Here is a 1347-nt window from a genome sequence, read left to right on the forward strand (position 1 = left end):
TTTTAGTTTTAGTGATGTTTTCATTAATGGTTTTAGCCATAGCACCAAGTTCATCATTGCTTTTTACATCAATCATAGCTGAATCTTTAGTTTTATGATTGATAAAATCAAAGAAAGAGTTAAGGCCTCTTTGAATGGTTTGGAGTGGTGATAAATAATAAGAAATGATAAAGTAAAGTAGAATAATACTAGCAATACTTGTAAAAACAACAATAATAGCTTGAACATAAGCTATCTTTTTGCTTGATTGAGAAATAGTATCAATATAAGCCATGTTACATACAGTGTATCCATCTACGCTATCACACATTCCAAGTCTTTCATTGCCCTCTTTGCTAGTGTAAAAAAATGGTTCACCATCTTTTACTTTACTATATCCATCTGCTACAATACCTACGTTTGGATCATTTCCTATGTAATTTTTATTAGTCGAAACAAATGAAAAACGATTTTTATCATAGATAAAAGAAGCACCTGGCATTTGTTTAAGCCTATCTTCTAGATCTCTTACTAAAACATCAATTGCCAATACGCCTATAAAATTACCATCTTTATATATTGGCATAGCGTAGGTAAAGCAAGGTAGACCCGTTGTAACATCAATATAAGAAGGAGTGATATATAGACCTTTATTTTTCATCGCTTCTATATAATATTCCCTTGTTGTTGCATCGTAATTATCAGCTTTTCCATAAGTTCCATAATCTAAGCCTTTGCTATCACTATCGGTATCGCTTACAATTAATTCTCCATTTGGTTGTGCTAAATAAACAGCCAAGAAATTACCAGAATCTCTAAATGAGCGTAGTTGATATCCTATGTTGTCCATTAATTTTTCTGGTGAATTTAAGTCAGAATAAGGACGTCTAAGTATAGTTTCGCTTAGTTTGTTTAATGATTCAGATGTGCTATCTTTAAAATTAACCATAAGATTTTTTGTTGAAATTAAACGATTTTGTTCAGAATTAACAATTTCTTTAAAAATAGCTTCCTTGACAAAAGCAAATGTTGCAATTCCTAAAATCAAAAGACATATAATCGCTATAATATTTGCAATCAATGCAACTTTTATTTTAACACTTCTCATATTTCCCCTTAAATTAAATTCGACGACTAATCATTAGCAAGCTAAAAGCTTGCTAACAATCAATTAAAACTTTTTCTTTCTAGCATCTTCTAAGATATCATTAGCTATTTTATTAACATTATCAGATATAGCTGCACTATCTTTAGCTATTTTTAGATTTTCTTGTGTTACGCTATCAATTTGAGCTACAGCATCATTAATTTGAGTAATACCTGTAGTTTGTTCTTTAATACTTTCACCCATTTCATTGATAGATTGAA

Annotated in this window: 2 protein-coding genes; both read right to left on the bottom strand. The window is 29.9% G+C overall.

Going from position 1 to position 1347, the window contains the following annotated elements; all coding sequences use genetic code 11:
- Nucleotides 1-1087: PDC sensor domain-containing protein (locus CKA54_RS07590; protein ID WP_216361593.1), on the bottom strand; the 1087-nt coding region annotated here is incomplete at its 3' end.
- A 63-nt stretch (nt 1088-1150) separates the two neighbouring features.
- Nucleotides 1151-1347 (bottom strand): methyl-accepting chemotaxis protein (locus CKA54_RS07595; RefSeq protein ID WP_120760681.1); only part of this gene is annotated, 197 nt, incomplete at its 5' end.

The sequence above is a fragment of the Campylobacter sp. P255 genome, assembly GCF_003627915.1.
Taxonomy (GTDB): Bacteria; Campylobacterota; Campylobacteria; order Campylobacterales; family Campylobacteraceae; genus Campylobacter_D.